The organism is Roseomonas sp. BN140053 (genome assembly GCF_047690175.1).
GTDB lineage: Bacteria > Pseudomonadota > Alphaproteobacteria > Acetobacterales > Acetobacteraceae > Roseomonas.
Genome location: NZ_JBLLEB010000014.1, coordinates 67,308 through 87,883, shown reverse-complemented (window position 1 = coordinate 87,883; position 20,576 = coordinate 67,308). Strand labels below are relative to the sequence as shown.

Below are 20,576 nucleotides of genomic sequence, written 5' to 3'. Positions count from 1 at the left end.
GGCCGGGGAAGCCGCCGCCCCCTGGCCCGGCCCGGCGCCGGGCCGCCCCAAACGGGCCGCCGCCAGTCGGCGCGAGCGGCCCCCGCCCGCCACGGCAGGCGCCGCCCCGCCCGCCCCCCTCGACCCGGTGCGGCCATGACGGCGAGCGCCTTCGGCTGGACGGTGGGTCAGGACCCCGGCGCCGGCTCGTGCTTGCGGCAGAAGGCAGCGATGTCGAGGTGGCGGAAGTCGTGCAGGGCTTCACGCAGCCGGTCGTGCGGCCAGTTCCACCAGGCGATGCGGTTCAGGGCGGCGATCTGCTCGGGCGCGAAGCGGAAGCGCAGCACGCGGGCCGGCACGCCCACGGCGATGGCGAAGTCCGGCACGGGTTTGGTGACCACGCTGCCGGCGCCGATCGCCGCGCCGTTGCCGATCGTGACGCCGGGCAGCACCACCACCCCGTGCCCGATCCAGACATCGTGCCCGAGCGTGACGTGGTGGTCGCGCCGCCAGTCGAAGAAGCCCAGGTCGTCGTCGCCCAGCCCGTAGGCGGAGGAGCGGTAGGTGAAGTGGTTCAGCGCCACCCGTTCCAGCGGGTGGTTGCCGGGGTTGATCCGCACCTGCGCCGCGATCGAGCAGAAGCGGCCGAGCGTGCTGTAGATGATGTCGCTGTCGTTGCCGACGTAGCTGTAGTCGCCGAAGCTGCTCTCCGCGACCTTGGTGCGCGGGCCGACCTCGCAGTAGCGGCCGAACCGGCTGTCGCGCACCTGCGCCGTGGGATGGATGGCGGGCTCGAAGCCCAGCTGCTTGTTCGCGGTGGCCGGATCGGCGCGGGGCGGCAGGAGGTCGGTCATCGGGTTCAGCCCCAGTTGCGCGCGGTGAAGTCCATGGCGAAGGACTGCGACGGCTTCCAGCGCAGGTCGCGGCGCATGCCCGTCAGATTGGCGGTCTGGTGCAGCACGGTGTAGGCGGGGTCCTCGCGCTCGCAGATCTCCAGCATCCGGCGCAGCGCCGCGCGGCGGCGGTCCGCGTCGGTGGAGGATTGCAGCGCGTCCAGCACGGTGGCCGCCTCGTCGTTGCGCCATTCGCCGCTGGCCCATTGCTGGCCGCTCGGCCCGAAGGCGGCCATGGCGCCCACGGGGTCGTTGAAGAAGGCGGTGTTGGAGTTGTCGCGCACGCCGCGCCCTTCGCCGGGCGCCAGGATCTGGCTCCAGTTCTCCTGCATGGCGATCTGCACGTTCAGCCCGACGGACTTCCAGCCTTCCGCCAGGATCTGCGCCGTGGGCGTCTGGTTCGCGTAGTAGTTGTTCAGCAGCCGGTAGGGGATCGCGTCGCCCTTGTAGTTGGCCTCGCGCAGCAGGCGGCGCGCTTCCTCGGGCTCGAAGCGCGGCACGTCCCAGTCGGCCAGCAGCAGCGGGCCGTAGAACTCGAACTGCATGCCCTTGGGCACGGCGGTGCGGCCGTCCCACAGGCTGTCCACGATGGCCTGCCGGTCGATCGCGTGCGTCATGGCGCGGCGCACGCGCGGGTCGCGCAGCACGGCGTGCGTCTTGTCGAAGGCCGTCACGCGGTGGTTGGCGATGCGCGCGCCGGCCACGAGGTGCCGCCCGTCGCGCTCGATGCCGGCGATCTGGTCGGGCGGGATATCGCAGGCGAAGTCCACCTCGCCGGCCAGCAGCGCGTTGACGCGCGACGCCACCTCGGGAACCTGCACGAAGCGGACGGAGCGCAGCGGCGGCCGTCCGGCCCGATGCTCGTCGAAGGCTTCCAGCAGCAGGAAGGAATCCGGCCGGTACTCGGCGATGCGGTAGGGGCCGGTGCCGACCGGGCGGCGCGCCCAGGAAAGCCAGTCCGGCGCCGCCGCGAAGGCGCGCTGCGACACGATGGAGCCGGCCGGGCGTGCCAGCCGCCCTTCCAGCGTCACGTCCGGCACGCGGTTCACCAGCCGCACGGTGCGGCGGTCCACGATCTCCATGCGCTCGAAGCCGGGAAAGGCGAGCTTCGCGATGGCGGGCACTTCGGCCGGCGGTTCCCGGGTGCCGCTGCCGGCGGTGCGCGACACGAACATGCCGCCGGCGGGGGCGGCGGTCTCGCCCGTGCCCCACATGTGTTCCGGCCCGAAGGAGAAGGCCACGTCCTCCGCGGTCACCGGCGCGCCGTCGTGGAAGCGGGCTTCGCGCAGCCGCAGCTCCAGCGTGCGCTCGTCCACCCGGCGCCAGCTTTCCGCCAGGGCCGGGCGCAGCCGCATGTCGCCGATCCAGTCCAGGTCGATCAGCGGCTCCAGGAAGCTGGCCACCACGCGGGTCATGACGTTGGACTGTTCGCGCAGCGGCTCCAGCGTGTTGGAGGTGCTGATCGACTGCACCGCCACCGTCACCGCCGGCCGCGCATCGGCCTGGGCCACCGCGAAGCGCGGCAGGGCACCCAGGGCGGCACCCAGGGGCAGGCCGAGGGCCAGCCGGCCCAGGCCGCGGCGCGACGGGCCGGCGGCACGGCGGGGCAGGTGGAGGCGGGGGGTGGTCATGGCGGCAGCGGCTCCCGGCGGCGACGGGGCACGACCCTAGCCCGGGGCGGCGGGCAGCGCGGATTGCAATCGGATGAATTCTCGCCGTCCGGCCCCGATCAGACGGAGCCCTCGACATTCATCCGAATGTCATGCCAGTTTGTCCGGATGATTGTATCCTCCCTCCCCGTCGGATCGGCATGGCCATGAAGCAGAACACCCGGTCCTCCTGGCGAAAGGTCGAAACGGTGCTGGACGCGGATATCCGGGACGGGAGGCTGGAAGCGGGCCAGCGCCTGCCGCCGGAGCCCAAGCTGATGGAGCGCTTCGGCGTCGGCCGGCACAGCGTCCGCCGCGCGGTGGCAGAGCTGGAAGCGCGCGGGCTGCTGCGCGTGCAGCAGGGCAGCGGCACCTTCGTGCGCGACGCCGGGATGCTGGACTACCGCCTGAGCGAGCGCACGCGCTTCTCGCAGAACCTGCTCGACCAGGGGCGCGAGCCTTCCGGCATCACGCTGGAGGAGGAGGAGATCGTGGCGCCGCCCGAGGTGGCCGAGGCGCTGCGCCTCGCCCCGGGCGAGCTGGTGTACCGCTCGCTGCGGCTGGGCCTGGCCGACGAGGTGCCGGTCAACATCTCCAACGCCTATTACCCCGTGCGCCGCTTCCCCGGCATCCTGGAAGCCCGCCGCGGCCGCCGCAGCCTCGGTGCCATTCTCGGCGCCTACGGCGTGGGCGACTACGTGCGCCTGCGCTCGGCCATCACCACGCGGCTGCCCACGGCGGAGGAAGCCCGCCACCTCGACCAGCCGCGCACGCAGCCGGTGCTGGTGGTGCGCAAGGTGGATGCCGACCTCGACGGCATTCCCGTCACCTGCTCCGAATCCGTCTGGGCCGGCGAGCGGGTGCAGCTTTCCGTGGACAACGCCCCGCCGCGGCCCCGGCGCGACGCCGCGCCGCGTGCCGAGGGGGCCGAACCGCATCCCGCCGCGGCGCAGGACGCCGCCGGCGCGCGCCCCGGCACCGTCGCGGCCGATGCCGCGCCGCAGGCCGGCACGGCCGGGAACGCTGCCGGGCGGCGCCGCGGCACGGCGGGGGAGGAGGCCGGGCGGCGGCCCGGCGCGCCCCAGGACAACCGCCGGTGACGGCATCTTCCAGCAGGCAGGACCCCATGTGGCTCACCGATTTCCAGCTCGTTCTGCCGGACCGGGTGATCCCGCGCGGCGCCCTGCGGATCGAGGACGGCCACATCGCCGCGGTGGTGGAAGGCACGGCGCCGGAGCCCGGACTGAACGGCGGCGGGCTGCTGCTGATCCCCGGCCTCGTGGACCTGCACGGCGACATGATCGAGAAGGAGGTGGAGCCGCGGCCCAACGCCGCCTTCCCGCTCGACGTCGCGATCCATGAGCTGGACAAGCGCCTCGCCGCCTCCGGCGTCACCACCGCCTATGCCGGCGTGTCCTTCGCGCAGGCCAAGACGCTCGGCCACCTGCGTTCGGAGGAGCGCGCCCGCGGCATCATCGAGGCGGTGGACCGGCTGCGCGCCGAGCTGCTGGTGGAGCTGCGCGTGCATGCCCGCTTCGAGGTCACCAACGACCGCGCCGGGCCGGTGCTGCGCGACCTGATCGCCCGGGACATGGTGCACCTGGTGTCGCTGACCGACCACACGCCGGGCCAGGGCCAGTACCGCCACATCGAGCAGTACGTCGCCTACCAGGTCGCCGCCTACGGCCGCGACGTGGCGGAGGTGGAGGCCCATACCCGCGCCCGCATGGCGGAACGCGAAGCGGCGCCGCTGAGCTGGGAGATCGCGCGCGACGTGACGGAACTGGCACGCCGGCGCGGGCTGGTGATCGCCTCGCACGACGACGACACGCCCGACAAGGTGCGGGTGATGCACGCGCTGGGCGCCACGGTCAGCGAGTTCCCCGTCACCGTGGCCGCAGCGGCCGAGGCGCGCCGCCTGGGGCTGAGCACGGTGATGGGCGCGCCCAACGCGCTGCGCGGCGGTTCCATGACCGGCAACATCGGCGCCCGTACCCTGGCGGAGGCCGGGCTGCTGGACGCGCTGGCCGCCGACTACCACCAGGGCGCCATGCTGCCGGCGGTGTTCAACTTCCACCACGACGGGCTGCTGCCGCTGCACGAGGCGGTGGCGCTGGTGACGCACAACCCGGCGCGCGCCGCGGGGCTGGAGGATCGCGGTGCGCTGGCGGTGGGGCAGCGCGCCGACCTGGTGATGGTGCAGCCGCCGGCGGGCGCGGGCGGCGCGCCGCGGGTACGCGCCACGCTGCGCGACGGGCGGCTGGTCTTCTCGGACGGCACGCGCCCCGCCGCCCGGCTCGCGGCCTGAGGAGGTGAAGGGCATGACGGCGGAAACCTCGACGGCGGAGGGCGCGGGCGGCATCGCGGCGCGCCAGCGCTGGATGGCGGTGCTGGCGCGCGCCGGCGGCGCGGCGCTGGCGGCGCGGCTGGAGCGGCTGCCGGCGCTGCCGCCGCACGCGCGGCTGCGCGGGCCGGAGATCGGGCTGGTGATGGTGCGCGGCCGCGCCGGCGGCGACGGCGCCGCCTTCAACCTGGGCGAGATGACGGTGACGCGCTGCACCGTGCGCGCCGCCGACGGCACCCTGGGCCACGCCACCGTGGCCGGGCGCGACCTGCAACAGGCGGAGCTGGCGGCGGCGCTGGACGCCGCGCTGCAGGACCCCGAACACCGCCCCGCCCTGCTGCGCGAGGTGGTAGAACCCCTGGCCGCCGCCCAGGCGGAGGCGGCGGAGCGGGAGCGCCGCAAGGCCGCGGCCACCCGGGTGCAGTTCTTCACCATGGCGAACATGCGATGAGCGGCCTCGACACCCCCGCCGGCCTGCTGCCCGGCTTCGCCGACCCGGTGCTGGATGCCCAGGGCTGCTTCCGCGCCGTGCTGGAGGCCATGTCGCGGCCCGGCCGCGTCGCGCGCCTTGCCGCGCCGCCGGCGCCGCCCGCCCCGCTGGGCGCCGCGGCCGGCGCCGTGCTGCTGTGCCTGGCCGATGCCGACACGCCGCTGTGGTGCGACGCCGGGGCGGCGGCAGAGAACTGGCTGCGCTTCCACTGCGGCGCGCCGCTCACCGCCGCCCCCGGCGCGGCCGCCTTCCTGCTGGCCTGCGGCGTGCCGCCGCCGCTGGCCGCCCTGGACCCCGGCACGGACGAGGACCCGCAGCGTTCCGCCACGCTGGTGCTGCAGGTGGCCGACCTGCGGGAGGGCGCGGGCTGGCACCTGCGCGGCCCGGGGGTCGAGCACGAGCACCGGCTGCAGGTGTCCGGCGCGCCGGCGGATTTCGTGCAGCAGTGGGCCGCCAACGCGGCGCGCTTCCCGCGCGGCGTGGACGTGATCCTCTGCGCCGGCGACCGGCTCGCCGCCCTGCCCCGCACCACCCGAATCGAGGAAGGCTGAACGCCATGGCCTATGTCGCCGTGAAGGGCGGGGAGCGCGCCATCGCCAACGCCCATGCCTGGCTGGCTGAGCTCCGGCGGGGCGATCCCGCCGTGCCGGAACTCGGCGTCGCGCAGGTGGAGGAGCAGCTGTCCCTCGCCGTGGACCGGGTCATGGCGGAGGGGTCGTGCTACGACCGCGGCCTCGCGGCGCTGGCGATCAAGCAGGCGCGCGGCGACCTGATCGAGGCGGTGTTCCTGCTGCGCGCCTACCGCACCACCCTGCCGCGCCTCGGCGCCACGACGCCGGTGGACACGGGGGCGATGCTGCTGCGCCGGCGCATCTCCGCCACCTTCAAGGACCTGCCGGGCGGGCAGATGCTGGGCCCGACCTTCGACTACACGCACCGGCTGCTGGATTTCTGCCTGGCCGCCGAGGGCGCCCCGCCGCCGCCCGCGCCGGAGGAGGCCGCGGCGGAGGATGGCTGCCCGCGCGTGTCCGGCCTGCTGGAAGCCGACGGGTTGATGCGCCCCGAGCCGGAGGGCGCCGCCGAACCGGCCGACCTGACGCGCGACCCGCTTGAATACCCCGCCGACCGGCCGCTGCGGCTGCAGAACCTGGCGCGCGGCGACGAGGGCTTCCTGCTCGGCCTCGGCTACTCGACGCAGCGCGGCTACGGCAACGGCCACCCCTTCGTGGGCGAGCTGCGGCAGGGCGAGGTCGCGGTGGAGTTCACCCCGCCGGAGCTGGGCTTCCCCGTGGAGATCGGCACGGTCGCCGTGACGGAATGCCAGATGGTCAACGAGTTCTCCGGCTCCCGGCACGAGCCGCCGCAGTTCACCCGCGGCTACGGCCTGGTGTTCGGCGCCGGCGAGCGGCGCGCCATGAGCATGGCGCTGGTGGACCGCGCCCTGCGCGCCCGCGAGCTGGGCGAGGACGTCGCGGCCCCGGCGCAGGACGAGGAATTCGTGCTGAGCCATTCCGACAATGTCCAGGCCACCGGCTTCGTGGAGCACCTGAAGCTGCCGCACTACGTGGACTTCCAGAGCCTGCTGGAAACCGTGCGCGCGGTACGCCGCACCGCCTTCGCCGCGTCTGCCGCCGCAGCCGCCCCGGCCGACGACGCCGCCCCCATCGCCCTGCAGGAAGCCGCGGAATGAGCGCCACCACCGCCGAGAGCCGCGCGGGCGGTTACAACTTCGCCTACCTGGACGAGAACACCAAGCGCATGCTGCGCCGCGCCATCCTCAAGGCGGTGGCGGTGCCGGGCTTCCAGGTGCCCTTCGGCTCGCGCGAGATGCCGCTGCCCTACGGCTGGGGCACCGGCGGCATCCAGGTGACGGCCAGCATCATCGGCCCGGACGACGTGCTGAAGGTGATCGACCAGGGGGCCGACGACACCACCAACGCCGTATCCATCCGCCGCTTCTTCAACGGCGTCGCGGGCGTCGCCACCACCGAGCGCACGGCGGAGGCCACGATCATCCAAACCCGCCACCGCATCCCCGAAACGCCGCTGCGCGAGGGCCAGGTGCTGGTGTACCAGGTGCCGATGCCGGAGCCGCTGTTCAAGCTGGAGCCACGCGTGGCGGAAAGCCGCCGGCTGCACGCCACCGCCGATTACGGGCTGATGCAGGTCAGCCTCTACGAGGACGTGACGAAGCACGGCCGCGTCGGCAGCGGCTACAGCCACCCGGTGATGGTGAACGGGCGCTACCTGATGTCGCCCAGCCCGATCCCCTCCTTCGACAATCCCAAGATGCACCGCTCGCCCGCGCTGCAGCTGTTCGGCGCGGGGCGCGAGAAGCGGCTCTACGCCGTGCCGCCGTGGACGGCGGTGCGCTCGCTGGACTTCGACGACCAGCCCTTCGTGCCGCTGCGCGCCGACGGCACCTGCGCGCTGTGCGGCAGCACGGACAGCTACCTGGACGAGGTGCTGACCGACGACCGCGGCGGCCGCCGCTTCATCTGTTCCGACACGGATTACTGCGCCGCGCGGCAGGACGCCGCCGGGGCAGCGGGGAACGCCACCACGCGGGAGGACGCCGTGACGGCACCGGAAGACGCCGTGACGGCGTCGGGGGACGCCATGACGGCGTCGGGAGATGCCGGCCGGGCATCGGGCAAGGCCGCGCCGGAGCAGGCGGCATGAGCGGCCCCATCCTCTCCGCCCGCGACCTGCGGCTGTTCTTCGGCCCGGTGCCGGCGCTGGACGGCGTGTCGCTCGACATCTGGCCGGGCGAGGTGCTGGCCATCGTGGGCGAATCCGGCTCCGGCAAGTCCACGCTGCTGCGCGCCCTGGCCGGCCAGGTTCGGCCCGAGAGCGGCCAGGTGCTGTACCGCGACGCGGCGGGCGAGCTGGCCGACGTGCACGGCATGGGCGAGGCGGCGCTGCGCCGCCTGACCCGCACGGAATGGGGCTTCGTGCACCAGAACCCGCGCGACGGCCTGCGGCTGACCGTGTCCGCCGGCGGCAACGTGGGCGAGCGGCTGATGGCCGTGGGCGCCCGCCACTACGGCGAGATCCGCGCCGAGGCGATCCGCTGGCTGCGCCGCGTGGAGATCGACCCGGCACGGGTGGACGACCTGCCGCGCACCTTCTCCGGCGGCATGCAGCAGCGCCTGCAGATCGCCCGCACCCTGGTGACGCAGCCGCGGCTGGTGTTCATGGACGAGCCCACCGGCGGGCTGGACGTGTCCGTGCAGGCCAAGCTGCTGGACCTGCTGCGCGCGCTGGCGGCCGATCTCGGCCTGGCCGTGGTGCTGGTGACGCACGACATCGCCGCCGCCCGGCTGCTGGCGCACCGGCTGATCGTGATGCGGCGTGGCCGGGTGGTGGAGCACGGCCTGACCGACCGCGTGCTGGACGACCCGCAGCACGCCTACACGCAACTCCTGGTTTCCTCGGTGCTGGCGGCATGAGCGACGATCGCGATTGGGCGCTGCGCGTCCAGGGGCTGGGCAAGCAGTTCCGGCTGCACCTGCAGGGCGGGCTGCGCATTCCCGTGCTGGGTGGCGTGTCGCTGGACGTGCGGCCCGGCGAATGCGTGGCGCTGTCCGGACCGTCGGGGGCCGGCAAGTCCACGCTGATGCGCTGCCTCTACGGCAATTACGGCGCCGGCGAGGGCAGCATCCTGCTGCGCCACGGCGGCGAGACCGTGGACCTCGCGGCGGCCGACGCGCGCACGGTCACCGCCGTGCGGCGCGACACGCTGGGCCATGTCAGCCAGTTCCTGCGCGTGATCCCGCGCGTGCCGGCGCTGGAGGTGGTGGCGCAGCCGCTGCTCGCCCGCGGCATGGCGCAGGAGGAGGCGCTGGGCCGCGCCGGGGCGCTGCTGCACCGGCTCAACCTGCCGGAACGGCTGCACGGGCTGCCGCCCGCCACCTTCTCGGGCGGTGAGCAGCAGCGGGTGAACCTCGCCCGCGGCTTCGTCGCCGACTACCCCGTGCTGCTGCTGGACGAGCCCACCGCCAGCCTGGACGCCGCCAACCGCGCGGTGGTGATCGCGCTGATCGCCGAGGCCAAGGCGCGCGGCGCCGCCATCGTCGGGATATTCCACGATGCCGAGGTGCGCGACCGCGTGGCCGACCGGCTGTTCGAGGTGGCCCCGATCCGCGAGGCGGCGTGAGCGCGCGGCCCGGCAGCGCGGCGCCCACCCTGGCAGAGGTGGCCCGCGACGCGCGCCGCGGCGCCGCCAGCCGCGCGGAACCGGCCGGCGGCCCCGCACCGGATGCCGCGGCGCCGGCACCGCGCGGCTGCCTCGTCGCGGTGGTCGGCCCTTCGGGCGCCGGCAAGGACACGCTGTTGTCCGCCGCCCGCGATGCCCTGGCCGGCGACCCGCGCTTCCTGTTCCTGCGCCGGTGCATCACCCGCCCGGCCGAGGCGGGCGGCGAGGAGCACCAGCCGCTGTCGCGCGAGGCCTTTCTCGCCGCGCGCGAGGCCGGGCAGTTCGCCCTGTGGTGGGAGGCGCACGGGCTGTTCTACGGCATTCCCCGCGCGATGGAGGCCGAGTTGGCCGCTGGCCGCGTGACCGTGGCCAACCTGTCCCGCCGCGTCCTGGCCGAGGCCGCCACGCGCCTGCCGCTGCACGTGCTGGACATCACCGCCCCGCCGGACCTCCTCGCTGCCCGGCTGCGCGGCCGCGGGCGCGAGGACGCGGCCGACATCGCCCGCCGCCTGGCCCGCGAAGCGCCGCTGCCGGCCGGCCTGCCGGTCACCCGCGTGCTGAACAACGGCAGCCCGGCCGAAGGCGCCGCCCGCGTGCTGGCCGCCCTGCGTGAGGCCGCCGACCGCCTGGCCGCACCGGCCTGATCCGGGGGGCCACGGTTCCTCGCTTCCGGCCGGCGCGGCTGGTTCCTCGGTGTTCAAGCGTTGGCCAGGGGCGCTGCCCCTGGTGCCCCACCGGACCTGCGACGCCGCTCAGAACACCCGCGCACCCCCGCGCCAGACCTGCCGCACCACGGGCATGTCGCCGGCCAGGCGGACGCGGACGAGGTCGGCGCGGCGGCCGGGGGCGATCTCGCCGCGGTCGTGCAGGCCCGCGGCCCGGGCCGGGGCGCGGGTGACGGTGGCGACGGCCTGCGGCAGGGTCATGCCCGGCACCTGCTCCGGCAGGCCGAAGGCGGCCAGCAGCAGGCTGCCGGGCACGTAGTCGGAGGACAGGATGTCCAGCATCCCCTCCGGCGCCAGATCCGCCGCCGCGACGTTGCCGGAATGGGATCCGCCGCGGATCAGGTTGGGGGCGCCCATCATCACCTGGATGCCGGCGTCGCGGCAGGCCGCGGCCGCTTCGGCGGTGGTGGGAAATTCCGCGAGCGCGACGCCTTCGGCGACGGACTGCGCCACGTCGTCCAGCGTGGTGTCGTCGTGGCTGGCCAGCGCGACGCCGCTGTTGCGGGCGAAGTCCAGCAGCGCCGGGCGGTTGGTGGCGGACCAGGCGCTGCCCTCGGCGATCTTGCGCGCCGCCAGGGCGCCGATCTCCGCCGGCGGCCGGCCGGAACGGCGGGTGTAATAGGCGTGGTACTTGTCGAGGTCGCGGAACTGCCGCTGCCCGGGCGTGTGGTCCATCAGCGACAGCAGGTGAACCGGGAAGCGCGCGGCGAAGCCCCGCAGAACGGGCACCACGTCCGGGGCCGGGACCTCGCAGCGCAGGTGCAAGCGGTGCTCGCAGCGGAACAGCCCGGCCTCCCGCGCCTGCGCCAGGGCTTCGGCCAGCCGCAGCAGCTCCGCCCCGGCACCGCCGCCGTCGCTGTCGGACCCGGCGCGCAGGGAGTCGAACACGGTGGTGATGCCCGAGGCCGCGATCTGCGCGTCATAGGCCAGCACGGCGGCCAGCGCGTGCCAGCGCACCCCGGGGCGCGGCGTGTGGTGGCTTTCCAGATGGTCGGTGTGCAGCTCCACCAGCCCCGGGAGGAGGAAGTCGCCCTCCAGGTCGAGGCCGCGCTCGGGCGGGCGTCCCTCGCCCAGTTCGGCGATGGCGCCGTCGCGGAGCGCGACCCAGCCGCGATGCACGCGGTCGGGCAGGATCACGGCGGCGTTGCTGAGCAGGCTGGGCTGGTCGGGCATGGTGTTCCCTGGGGTGGCGCCGGTCGCGGCGCATTCGGGTGGCGGAGGATGCGACAGCTGCCGCCGCGCGGCAGCGCCGGCGGGTCGCGGGGCTGACGGAGCGGCACCGGGGGCGGCGCGATGGCGCCCGGAGGCCGTCTCCCAGGGGGCGACGTTGGCGCGTCCCGCTCTCAGGAACCGGGTGCGGCGGCACCGTGGATGATCGCCGCCCGCAGCCGCGTGGACAGGGCGTCGATCGCCACCACCGTAGCCAGGATCAGCAGCACGATGGAGCTCACCGTCGGCCATTCCAGGGTGCGGATCATCTCCGACAGGTAGAGGCCGATGCCGCCCGCGCCGACGATGCCGATGATGGTGGAGGAGCGCGTGTTGGACTCGAACTGGTACAGCACCTGCCCGGCCATGATCGGCAGCACCTGCGGCAGCACGCCGAAGCGCACGCGGTGCAACCCGCCGCCGCCGGCGGAGGTCACGCCCTCCACCGCACGGCGGTCGGCGGCCTCGATGGCCTCGGAATACAGCTTGCCCAGGGTGCCGATGTCGGAACAGGTGATCGCCAGCACGCCGGCAAAGGGGCCGAGGCCGACGACGCTGATCCAGATCAGCGCCCAGATCAGCGCGTCCACGCCGCGCATCCCGTCCAGCGCCCGCCGCGACAGGAAGTGCACCACCCCGTGCAGCGTGGTGTTGCGCGCCGCCAGCAGCCCCAGCGGCAGGGCGATCACCGCCGCCACCAGCGTGCCCAGGAAGGCGATCGCCACGGTTTCCGCCAAGCCGTGCAGGATCAGCCCGGCCCGCGCCCAGGAGCCGGGGTCGGGCGGCAGCATCAGGGTCAGGAAGTGCAGCAGGTGCCCGAAGCCGCCGATCAGCCGCGCCGGCGACACCTCCAGCCGCCAGAAGCCGAAACCCAGCAGCGCCAGCCCGGCCAGCAGCGCCGCGCTCCCCGGCAGCCCGCCCAGCGGCGCGGCGCGGAAGCCCTGGGGATGCCGGGCGCGCAGGCCGGGAAGGTCGGCCAGGGCGGCGGCGCGCAAACGGCCGCTCATCGCCCCGCCTCCGCGCCGATCAGGCGATGGCGCAGCTGCTCGGTGACGAGGTCGATCGCCACCACGGTCAGGATGATGATCAGCAGCAGGGCGGACACGTCGTTGTAGTAGAATTTGCGGATCGCCTCGAGCAGGTCCTGCCCGATGCCGCCGGCGCCCACGAAGCCCATCACCGAGGCCTGGCGGACGTTGATCTCGAAGCGCAGCAGCACGTAGGAGCAGAAGTTCGGCAGCACCTGCGGCAGCGCCGCGAAGCGCACGATGGCCAGCCAGGAGGCGCCGGCGGCCGCGGCGGCTTCCAATGGGCGGGGGTCGACGTTCTCCACCGCCTCGGAGAACAGCTTGCCCAGCGCGCCGAAGGTGTGCAGCGCGATGGCCAGCACGCCCGGCAGCGGCCCCAGCCCGAAGGCGATCACGAACACCAGCGCGAACACGATATCCGGCACGGTGCGGCAGAATTCCAGCAGCCGGCGCGCGGCCCCCCGCAGCCAGGGGTCGGGCACCAGGTTGCGCGCCGCGGCGAAGCCCAGCAGCGCCGCGCCCACTGCCCCCAGCACCGTGCCGAGATAGGCGATCAGCAGCGTGTCGGCGAGCAGCAGGCCCCACTTCTTCAGGCCCCAGAGCCACTCGGCCGGGTCGGTCCAGACGCGCTGGCCGGGAGCGTTCTCCAACGTGGTGATGCGATCGAAATAGCCGAAGAAGCCGCCGATGTGCTGGAGGAGGCGCGACGGGTCCACCTCCGCCACGCGGGCGCTGAGGATCGCCAGCGCGAGGATGGCCAGCGCCACGAGCAGCGCGCGGCGCTGGCGGCCGCGCACCGCCGCGCCGTAATGGCCCGACAGCGCCGCCAGGCGGTGCTTCGGGGCGCTCGGCAGGGAAAGGGCCATGCGGGGGATGCCTGAAACAGGGCCGCCCGGGACGCGCGCGTCCCGGGCGGCAGCCAAGACGTTACTGGCGGCGCAGGCTGTCCACGAAGCGGTTCAGCTCGATGATCGGGTCGTAGGCCTTGTTGTCCACGGCCTGCAGCGGGCCCTGCTTGCCCTCGTAGATCGCGTTGAACACGTCCGGGGCGCGCTGCGGCATGTCCAGCACGGCGGTGCGGATGGCGGTGCGCAGCTCCTCCGGCAGGCTGTCCAGATAGGCCATGGGCGAGTTCACGATCTGGTCGGACTTGAAGATGATGCGGAAGTCCTCGGCGCGGACCATGCTCTTGCGCGCCATGCGCAAAAGGTTGCTCTCGTTCTCGTCGTTCCACCAGTTGGCGGCGATGTCCACCGTGCCCTGGTTCAGCGCGATGATCGCGTTCTCGTGGGAGCCGGTGTAGACCACGCGGCCGAAGAACTCGTCCGGCTTGATGCCCATCTTGTTGAGCGCGAAGCGCGGCACGTTGTTGCCGGAGGTGGAGTTCGGGTCCACCAGCCCGAGATTCTTGCCGCGCAGGTCCTGCACCTGCTGATAGGGCGCGTCCTTCTTCACGTAGAAGACGGAGAAGTAGCCCTTGGTGCCGTCCAGGTTGGTCTCGATGGCGAAGGCGGTGATCTTGGCCCCCGTCATCAGCGCCCGCGCGAAGGAGGAGGGGCCGTAGGAGGCGATGTGGATGTTCTCCGCGCGCTGTCCCTCGATCACCGCGGCGTAGTCGTTGGCGATGCGCAGCGTCACCTTGGTGCCGAGGCGCTCGCTCATGTAGCGGGTGAAGGGCGTGTAGCGGTCGGTGACGCCCGAAGCGTTCTCCGACGGGATGATGGCGAAGACCAGCTCCGGATAGCGCGACGCCCAGCTGTTCTGCGCCCGGACCACGGCCGGGGTGGCGAGCAGGACGGTGGCGCCGAGGAGCGCGCGACGGTGCAGGATCATGGTGGTTCCCTGTGTGGGGTGTGGGGTCAGTGCAGCAGGCCGGCGGGCGCCAGGCCGCCCAGCGGCGGGACGGCCGGGCGCGCGGCGGCAGCGGCAGCCGCGCCGACCACCTCCTCCGCTTCCAGCCCGTAGAGGCGGCGCGCCTCGGCCTCGCCGAGTTCCGCGGGCGTGCCGTCGAACACCAGCCGTCCGGCGGCGAGGCCCACCACGCGGTCGCAGTACTGCCGCGCCAGATCGAGCGAATGGAGGTTGCACAGCACGGTGATGCCGTAGTCGCGGTTGATGCGCGCCAGCGCGTCCATCACGATGCGGGTGTTGCGCGGGTCCAGCGAAGCCACCGGCTCGTCCGCCAGGATGAGCTCGGGCTCCTGCACCAGGGCGCGGGCGATGGCCACGCGCTGCTGCTGCCCACCCGAGAGCTGGTCGGCGCGCTGCGCAGCCAGCCCGGCGATGTCGAACTGTTCCAGCGCGGACAGCGCCACGGCGCGGTCGGCCTCCGGCCAAAGGCCCAGCAGGGAACGGTGCAGCGGCACGGTGTTCAGCCGGCCCATCAGCACGTTGGTCAGCACGTCCAGCCGGCCGGCCAGGTTGAACTGCTGGAACACCATGGCGCAGCGGGCGCGCCACTGCCGCAGCTCGCGACCGCGCAGGCCCCTCACCTCCGTGCCGTTCCACAGCACGCGGCCGGCGCTGGGTTCCACCAGCCGGTTGAGCATGCGCAGCAGCGTGGACTTGCCGGCGCCGGAACGGCCGATCACGCCCACGAAGGCGCCGGGCGCCACGGCCAGCGATACGTCATCCACCGCCGCGCGGCCGGAAAAGCGCCGCGACAAGCCCTCGATCTGCAGCATGTGCGCCCCGCGCCGTTCGACCTCCCCTTAGCGGCAGGGGCTGACGGATCGGTGACGCGCGCGTGACAGGTTGGAGACACCGGCGGCCGGCACGGGAAGGCGCGACGGTGCGGGCATCGGCAGGCCGATGCTCAGGCGCTCGCGCGCCGGAGCTCAGCCGGCGTCGGTGACGCCTTCCGTGCCGAAGAGCAGCACGCGGCTGCCCCCATCCAGTTCCAGCGCGGCCCGCGCGGCGGGATCGCGCGCGGCCAGCAGCAGCCCGGCCATCCCCGCCACCGCGCTCTCGCCCGCCAGCACCGGCGGCTGCCGACCGGCCAGCGCGTCGCGGCACCACAGGGCCGCCGCGTCCGGCACCGCCAGGAAGGCATGCGCCGCGCGTTCCAGCTCGGCCCAGGCCAGCAGCGAGGGCTCGCCGCAGGCCAGCCCGGCCATGACGGTGTCCAGCGCCCCGCCCACCGTCACGGGCGCCCCGGCGACCGCGCTGTCCAGCAGGCAGGCGGCGGCCTCCGGCTCCACCACCGCCAGCCGCGCCGCGCCGGCGCCCAGCATCCGCCGCGCCTGTACCGACACCGCCGCGGCGGCACCGCCCACGCCGCCAGGCACGAAGAGGTGGCTGGGCGGGGCCGGCATCGCCGCGATCGCCTCCTCCGCCATCAGCCGGTAGCCCTGCATCACGTCGCGCGGCACTTCCGTGTAGCCGGGCCAGGAGGTGTCGGAGACCACGAACCAGCCTTCCCGCTCCGCCACCTCCGCCGCCGCGCGCACGGCGGCGTCGTAGTTGCCGGGCACCTCCCGCACCTCGGCGCCCCAGCGGGCAATGGCGGCGCGGCGGGCCGGCAGCACGCCCGGATGCACGACGATGACGCAGCCGCAGCGGAAGCGATGCGCGCCCCAGGCCACGGAACGGCCGTGATTGCCGTCGGTGGCGCAGCACACCGTCAGCGCCCGCGTCGCCTCCTCGTGCGCGCCGCTTTCCAGCGCCGCCGACCCGGCCGCGCGCGCCACGCCCCGCCGCGCCAGCTCCGCCCCCAGCACCCGCGCCACGGCATAGGCGCCGCCCAGCGCCTTGAAGGAGCCCAGGCCGAAGCGCCCGCCCTCGTCCTTGTAGTGCACGCTGGCTACCCCAGCCGCGGCGGCGACCTCCGGCAGTTCCACCAGCGGCGTCGGGGCGTAGCCGGGCCAGGCCGTGATCTCCTCCCGCGCGCGGCGATAGCCGCCTTCCGGCAGCACCACGGTGCCGGGCACGCCGGGCTGCGGGTTGCGGTGCCAGCGGAACGGCCAGTGGACTGAGTGGACTGAAAGGTCGGGGATCATGCCGGCGGCGTATTGCACCGCGCCGCGCCCCCCGCCACACCCCTGGCGACGGTGTTTCGCGGGGACGGCGCAGGGCATGCAAGTTTCCATCCTGGGCGGGGGCGGCTTTCTCGGCCGCAAGCTGGCGGCGCGGCTGGCGCGCGACGGCGCGATCGGCGGGCGCCCCGTCACCGCCCTGCATCTTTTCGACCTGCACCCGCCGCCGGTGCCGGACGCCGCACCCTTTCCCGTCCGCGCCCTGGCCGGCGACCTCCTGGACCCGGCGGCGCTGGCGGCGGCGATGCCGCCGGGCACGGGGGTGGTGTTCCACCTCGCGGCCGTGGTGTCGGCCGCGGCGGAGGCGGATTTCGACCTGGGCATGCGGGTGAACCTGGACGGCACCCGCGCCGTGCTGGACCGCTGCCGCGCCCTGGTCGCCACCGGCGAAGCCCCGCCACGGGTGGTCTTCACCTCCTCCGTGGCCTCCTTCTCCGGCGGGCAGGATGGCGTGATCCCCGCCGATGGCCGGCAGCTGCCCGCCAATTCCTACGGCGTGCAGAAGGCGATGGGCGAGCTGCTGCTCGGCGACGCGTCCCGACGCGGCTTCCTGGATGCCGTGTGCCTGCGCCTGCCCACCGTGCTGGTGCGCCCGGGGCGGCCCAACCGCGCCGCCTCCTCCTTCGTGTCGGCCATCCTGCGCGAGCCGCTGCTGGACCTGCCCGCCACCCTGCCGGTGCCGGAGGATTTCGCCCTCTGGCTCTGCTCGCCCCGCCGCGCGATGGACTGGCTGCTGCACGCGGCCGCGCTGGACAGCGCGTCGCTGGGCCTCGACCGCGGGGTGAACCCGCCCGGGCTGACCGCCCGCGTGTCAGACATGCTGGGGGCGTTGGAACGCGTCGCCGGCCCCGCCGCCCGCGCCCGGGTGCAGCCGGCCCCCGACCCGGCGGTGGCCGCCATCGTGTCCGGCTGGCCCGCCGCCTTCGACCCTGCCCGCGCCCTGTCCCTGGGCTTTGCCCCGCAGGAGCCGCTGGAGGAAATCCTGCGCGCCTTCGTGGCCGACGACCTGGACGCGACGCGGGCGGAACGGGCCGCCGACCGCCCGCCTGCCGGCTGACGGCAACAGGCATTCACAGCCCGCCGGGTGACGCGGACGTGTAACAACCCTTCGCGATCTCGCTTGCTGCGCGTGGCCCCGGCGGCCCATATTGCACTGCACCATAATAATGCCCCCGCGGAACTGCGGGAAAGCAGAACCGGGAGACCAGCCGCCGTGGACCAGCCGCTTGATCGAGACCTGAGCGGCCCAGCCCGGGCCGCCGCGGCGCCGCCCCTGCCCGGAGCCGTGCCGGAAAACGGCGGCACCGTGCGCTGGCAGCCCGACCGCAGCGTCCCGCCCAACGCGCCCGACCCGTTGCCGCCCTTCTTCACCGCCCTCGGCCGCGGTGCGATGAACCGCTGCCCAGTTTGCGGCGTGGGCAAGGTCTTCGCCGGCTACCTGCGCGTGGTTCCCGCCTGTTCCCATTGCGGCACCCCGCTGGGCGAGCTGCGGGCGGACGACGCCCCGCCCTATTTCACCATTTTCATCGTCGGCCACCTGCTGCTGCCGCCCGTCTTCTGGGTGGAAGCCGCCTATGAGCCGCCGATGTGGGTGCACATGGCCATCTGGCTGCCGCTCTTTGCGGCCGCCTGTACCCTGCTGCTGCGGCCGGTGAAGGGCGCCACGGTGGGGCTGATGCTGAAGCTCGGCTTCGGTGGCGGCGAAAAGGTGAAGGCCGAGCTGGAAGCCGGCGAAACCGGCCCGCTGCGCGAGCCCCCGCCCCGTGGCTGAGGCCGGCCTGGCCAGGGCAGAGATGGCGACCGCGGAGATGGCGACCACGGACGGTGCCCCGCAAGGCGCGGCCAAGCAGGGCGCGGTTGCGGCCGGGCAGCGGCTCGACCGCATCCTGCTGCCCCCCAACCTGGTGCCGCACAGCCCCTATGCCGAGGCCGACCGTTCCCAGGCCGTGGCCGACCTGCTGGCCGAGAACAGCTTCGACCCGCCCGGCCTGCCGCCCGGCCCCTATGTCCTGCACCTGGACATCCGCGAGAACCGGCTGTGGCTGGACATCCGCGACAGCGCCGACGCCGCGCTGCACGCCTTTGCCCTGGCGCTCAGCCCCTTCCGGGGGCTGATCAAGGACTACCTGATGGTGGTGGAAAGCCACGAACTGGCCGTCACCCAGGACAGCCACGACAGCCGCATCCAGGCCATCGACATGGGCCGCCGCGGCCTGCACGACGAAGGCGCGGAACTGCTGCGCGAGCGCCTCGCCGGCCGCGTGTCCCTGGACTTCGGCACCGCCCGCCGCCTCTTCACCCTGGTCTGCGCCCTGCACAGCCGCGCCTGATCCGGGTGGCGTCGGCAGTGGTCCGGGGCGCGGGTGGCGCGGGTCGGGCCTGAATGTTCGTGCTTGGGCCAGAGGGGCGCCGCCCCTCTGGACACCCCGCGAGGAGCTTAGGCTCCTCGTGTCTCATGAGTGCCTCCGGCGGGGCGGGCCGGACACCGTTGTCCCCCATGACTACCGTCAGCCATCCCGCCCCCGCCGGAGGCACTCAACGTGGGGTCCGGGGAGTTCGTAACTCCCCGGCGGGGTCCAGGGGCAGCGCCCCTGGCCACGGTCGAACAATCTAGGCCCAACCACCCACCTGCTTCCGGAACCGCGACACCGCCCTGACCGGGCGGCACGGCGGCCTGGACGGCGGCGCATATCTCGCGGGGGCGTGATGGGCCATATGCACGGGCATGAAGATCGCCGGCATCCCCTATCGCAGCGTCTGGGTCGACGAGGCCGACGGCTGGAGCGTCCACGTCTTCGACCAGACCAAGCTACCCTGGTCGCTGGACATCCTGACCCTCACGGATGAGGCGCAGGTGGCCGAGGCCATTCGCTCCATGCAGGTGCGCGGCGCGCCGCTGATCGGCGCCGTGGCGGCCTATGGCCTGGCGCTGGCGATGCGGCGCGATCCCTCGACCGAGGCGCTGGAAGCCGTGGCGGCCGCCCTGGGCGAAACCCGCCCCACCGCGATCAACCTGCGTTGGGCGCTGGACCGCATGCTGGACGCGCTACGCAACCACCCGCCGGAGCGCCGCGCGGCGGCGGCCTATGCCGAAGCCGCGGCCATCGCCGACGACGACGCCGAAACCTGCCGCCGCATCGGCCAGCACGGCCTGCCGCTGCTGCAGGAGATCGCCGCCCGCAAGAAGCCGGGCGAGCGGATCAACGTGCTGACCCACTGCAACGCCGGCTGGCTGGCCACGGTGGATTACGGCACCGCCCTGTCGCCGATCTACCAGGCGCACGACGCCGGCCTGCCCGTGCATGTCTGGGTGGACGAGACCCGGCCGCGCAACCAGGGCGCCGCGCTGACCGCCTTCGAGCTGGGCGCGCACGGCGTGCCGCACACGGTGGTGTCGGACAATGCCGGCGGCCACCTGATGCAGCACGGGCAGGTGGACATCGTGATCGTCGGCACCGACCGGGTGACCCGCAACGGCGACGTCGCCAACAAGATCGGCACCTACCTGAAGGCGCTGGCGGCGCGCGACAACGGCGTGCCCTTCTGGGTGGCCATGCCGCATTCCACCTTCGACCCCGCGGTGGGCGACGGCGTGGCCGAGATCCCGATCGAGGAGCGCGCCCCCGAGGAGGTGACGGAAATGACCGGCCGCCTGCCCGACGGTAGGGTCGCGACCCTGCGCGTGGTGGCCGAGGGCAGCACCGCCGCCAACCCCGCCTTCGACGTGACGCCCGCGCGCCTGGTCACCGGGCTGGTCACGGAACGCGGCCGCTGCGAGGCCAGCGAAGCCGGGCTGGCCGCCCTTTACCCGCCGAAGTGACGGCGCGCTGCCCCGCCGCATGAGACGGCGGGACGGCACCTCTGCCAGGCGGCACAACGCGAACGGCCGGCCGTCCCTTCGGACCGCCGGCCTCGAACCCTGTATCTCGGAATGGCTGCGCCGGGCTGCCCGGCGGGAACACAATGCGGCGGCGCTGGATGGTGGCGCCCGGGATGCCCGGGCGCCGGGGCGCCGCGCTCAGGCCCC

At 74.1% G+C, this 20,576-nt stretch carries 21 protein-coding genes; 13 read left to right on the top strand and 8 right to left on the bottom strand.

What is annotated here, in order from left to right:
• Positions 1-167 precede the first annotated feature (167 nt).
• Both ACLIBK_RS14555 and ACLIBK_RS14550 read right to left on the bottom strand, forming a co-directional pair.
• Positions 168-833, bottom strand: coding sequence for a chloramphenicol acetyltransferase (locus ACLIBK_RS14555; protein WP_415387995.1), 666 nt, complete (start codon positions 831-833; stop codon positions 168-170).
• 5 nt (positions 834-838) lie between these two features.
• Positions 839-2,503, bottom strand: coding sequence for an ABC transporter substrate-binding protein (locus tag ACLIBK_RS14550; RefSeq protein WP_415387994.1), 1,665 nt, complete (start codon positions 2,501-2,503; stop codon positions 839-841).
• A 185-nt stretch (positions 2,504-2,688) separates the two neighbouring features.
• Between ACLIBK_RS14550 and phnF the strand changes: the two genes are divergently transcribed.
• Genes phnF through phnN form a run of 9 tightly spaced genes read left to right on the top strand, consistent with a single transcriptional unit; the run spans position 2,689 to position 10,197 of the window.
• The gene (phnF, locus tag ACLIBK_RS14545) at positions 2,689-3,621 is read left to right on the top strand and encodes a phosphonate metabolism transcriptional regulator PhnF (RefSeq protein ID WP_415387993.1); all 933 of its coding nucleotides are present in this window, start codon (positions 2,689-2,691) and stop codon (positions 3,619-3,621) included.
• Positions 3,618-4,829: an alpha-D-ribose 1-methylphosphonate 5-triphosphate diphosphatase gene (locus tag ACLIBK_RS14540; protein ID WP_415387992.1), complete on the top strand. Its 1,212-nt coding sequence runs from the start codon at positions 3,618-3,620 to the stop codon at positions 4,827-4,829. Before phnF ends, ACLIBK_RS14540 begins: the two co-directional genes overlap by 4 nt.
• A gap of 13 nt (positions 4,830-4,842) precedes the next feature.
• Positions 4,843-5,316 carry a phosphonate C-P lyase system protein PhnG gene (gene phnG / locus ACLIBK_RS14535; protein ID WP_415387991.1) on the top strand — a complete coding sequence of 158 codons (474 nt, stop codon included), beginning with the start codon at positions 4,843-4,845 and terminating at the stop codon, positions 5,314-5,316.
• Positions 5,313-5,906: a phosphonate C-P lyase system protein PhnH gene (phnH, locus tag ACLIBK_RS14530; RefSeq protein WP_415387990.1), complete on the top strand. Its 594-nt coding sequence runs from the start codon at positions 5,313-5,315 to the stop codon at positions 5,904-5,906. Before phnG ends, phnH begins: the two co-directional genes overlap by 4 nt.
• Positions 5,907-5,911: 5 nt before the next feature.
• The gene (locus ACLIBK_RS14525; RefSeq protein WP_415387989.1) at positions 5,912-7,045 is read left to right on the top strand and encodes a carbon-phosphorus lyase complex subunit PhnI; all 1,134 of its coding nucleotides are present in this window, start codon (positions 5,912-5,914) and stop codon (positions 7,043-7,045) included.
• Positions 7,042-8,037, top strand: coding sequence for an alpha-D-ribose 1-methylphosphonate 5-phosphate C-P-lyase PhnJ (locus ACLIBK_RS14520; RefSeq protein WP_415387988.1), 996 nt, complete (start codon positions 7,042-7,044; stop codon positions 8,035-8,037). Before ACLIBK_RS14525 ends, ACLIBK_RS14520 begins: the two co-directional genes overlap by 4 nt.
• Positions 8,034-8,807 (top strand): phosphonate C-P lyase system protein PhnK, encoded by a 774-nt coding sequence (phnK, locus tag ACLIBK_RS14515; protein WP_415387987.1) that lies wholly within the window; start codon positions 8,034-8,036, stop codon positions 8,805-8,807. The genes ACLIBK_RS14520 and phnK overlap by 4 nt, the downstream gene beginning before the upstream one ends.
• On the top strand, positions 8,804-9,514 hold the full coding sequence (gene phnL / locus ACLIBK_RS14510; RefSeq protein ID WP_415387986.1) for a phosphonate C-P lyase system protein PhnL: 711 nt from the start codon (positions 8,804-8,806) through the stop codon (positions 9,512-9,514). Before phnK ends, phnL begins: the two co-directional genes overlap by 4 nt.
• A complete protein-coding gene (phnN, locus tag ACLIBK_RS14505; protein WP_415387985.1) occupies positions 9,511-10,197 on the top strand; it encodes a phosphonate metabolism protein/1,5-bisphosphokinase (PRPP-forming) PhnN in 687 nt (228 codons plus the stop codon). Before phnL ends, phnN begins: the two co-directional genes overlap by 4 nt.
• 108 nt (positions 10,198-10,305) lie before the next feature.
• On the opposite strand, the gene ACLIBK_RS14500 is transcribed toward phnN, so the two are convergent.
• The 6 genes from ACLIBK_RS14500 to ACLIBK_RS14475 form a co-directional block, all read right to left on the bottom strand.
• The gene (locus ACLIBK_RS14500) at positions 10,306-11,451 is read right to left on the bottom strand and encodes an alpha-D-ribose 1-methylphosphonate 5-triphosphate diphosphatase (RefSeq protein ID WP_415387984.1); all 1,146 of its coding nucleotides are present in this window, start codon (positions 11,449-11,451) and stop codon (positions 10,306-10,308) included.
• Between the two features lie 170 nt (positions 11,452-11,621).
• Positions 11,622-12,494 (bottom strand): phosphonate ABC transporter, permease protein PhnE, encoded by an 873-nt coding sequence (phnE, locus tag ACLIBK_RS14495; RefSeq protein ID WP_415387983.1) that lies wholly within the window; start codon positions 12,492-12,494, stop codon positions 11,622-11,624.
• Positions 12,491-13,381, bottom strand: a complete 891-nt coding sequence (gene phnE / locus ACLIBK_RS14490) for a phosphonate ABC transporter, permease protein PhnE (RefSeq protein WP_415387982.1) — start codon at positions 13,379-13,381, stop codon at positions 12,491-12,493. The genes phnE (ACLIBK_RS14495) and phnE (ACLIBK_RS14490) overlap by 4 nt, the downstream gene beginning before the upstream one ends.
• A 61-nt stretch (positions 13,382-13,442) precedes the next feature.
• Complete coding sequence (phnD, locus tag ACLIBK_RS14485) at positions 13,443-14,348, bottom strand: phosphonate ABC transporter substrate-binding protein (protein WP_415387981.1); 906 nt, start codon at positions 14,346-14,348, stop codon at positions 13,443-13,445.
• 26 nt (positions 14,349-14,374) lie between these two features.
• Positions 14,375-15,199, bottom strand: coding sequence for a phosphonate ABC transporter ATP-binding protein (phnC, locus tag ACLIBK_RS14480; RefSeq protein WP_415387980.1), 825 nt, complete (start codon positions 15,197-15,199; stop codon positions 14,375-14,377).
• Positions 15,200-15,352: 153 nt separating this feature from the next.
• Entirely contained in the window at positions 15,353-16,531 is a 1,179-nt protein-coding gene (locus tag ACLIBK_RS14475) for a diaminopropionate ammonia-lyase (RefSeq protein WP_415387979.1), read from the bottom strand.
• A 58-nt stretch (positions 16,532-16,589) separates the two neighbouring features.
• Between ACLIBK_RS14475 and denD the strand changes: the two genes are divergently transcribed.
• The 4 genes from denD (at position 16,590) to mtnA (ending at position 20,369) form a co-directional block, all read left to right on the top strand.
• A complete protein-coding gene (gene denD, locus ACLIBK_RS14470) occupies positions 16,590-17,606 on the top strand; it encodes a D-erythronate dehydrogenase (protein WP_415387978.1) in 1,017 nt (338 codons plus the stop codon).
• Between the two features lie 156 nt (positions 17,607-17,762).
• Positions 17,763-18,320: a DUF983 domain-containing protein gene (locus ACLIBK_RS14465; RefSeq protein WP_415387977.1), complete on the top strand. Its 558-nt coding sequence runs from the start codon at positions 17,763-17,765 to the stop codon at positions 18,318-18,320.
• A gap of 37 nt (positions 18,321-18,357) precedes the next feature.
• On the top strand, positions 18,358-18,879 hold the full coding sequence (locus ACLIBK_RS14460) for a UPF0262 family protein (RefSeq protein ID WP_415387976.1): 522 nt from the start codon (positions 18,358-18,360) through the stop codon (positions 18,877-18,879).
• 395 nt (positions 18,880-19,274) lie between these two features.
• The gene (gene mtnA, locus ACLIBK_RS14455; protein WP_415387975.1) at positions 19,275-20,369 is read left to right on the top strand and encodes an S-methyl-5-thioribose-1-phosphate isomerase; all 1,095 of its coding nucleotides are present in this window, start codon (positions 19,275-19,277) and stop codon (positions 20,367-20,369) included.
• Positions 20,370-20,576 lie beyond the last annotated feature (207 nt).